This window comes from Neisseria sp. P0021.S007 (genome assembly GCF_051956855.1).
In genome coordinates this window covers 1-701 of record NZ_JBQCXA010000505.1, presented here as the reverse complement: position 1 = coordinate 701, position 701 = coordinate 1, and the positions used below count along the sequence as shown (strand labels likewise).

The window sequence follows — 701 nt, the reverse complement described above, 5'->3', positions numbered from 1 at the left end:
ATCCGGCTTCTTCCAATACTGCCGCCGCCGCCAATGCCACCGTATCTTTTTTCAACAGCAGATGCAAGGCGTGGAAATCCTGTTCCAACGCAGCCACGGCTTCAGGGTGGTCATACCAGTCTGCCACGGCCTGCGCCAGTTTTTCAGGGACGGCATCGTGTTGCAGCAGCTCGGGAACAGCGGCTTTACCCAACAAAATATTAGGCAAACCGACATGCGGCACTTTGATTTTGTTTTTCACATACGCATAAGTCAGCGGCGAAATCTTGTAGCTGATGACCATAGGTCGCTTGCACAAGGCCACTTCCAAAGTCGCCGTACCGCTGGTAACCAATACCACGTCGGCAGCGGTGCAAACCGTATCCGACTGCTTGTCGGTCAACGTGATGGGAAGGGTGGCGAACTCAGGCTGCGCCAAAATTTCGGTAATGCGTTTGCGCGTTGCGGCCGTCGCCACAGGCAGCAAAAACTGTGCCTGCGGATAACGTTTCAGCAGCAATAAGGCCGTCTGAAAAAACACCGCCGCCATGTAATCGATTTCGCTCACGCGGCTACCGGGCAAGATGGCAAACACGGGCACGTCCGCAGGCACGCCCAGCTTCTGCCGCGCCGCCGCCCTATCCGCTTCCACCGGCATGGTTTGCGCCATCGGATGGCCGACAAACTCGGCCTTGCCGCCGGCATCAATATAAAGCTGGGGC

Annotated in this window: 1 protein-coding gene; it reads right to left on the bottom strand. The window is 56.9% G+C overall.

Annotation, left to right across the window (positions count from 1 at the left end; genetic code table 11):
- On the bottom strand, positions 1-701 hold a 701-nt coding region (locus tag ACTHUR_RS14275; RefSeq protein ID WP_440399216.1), incomplete at both ends, for a lipid-A-disaccharide synthase.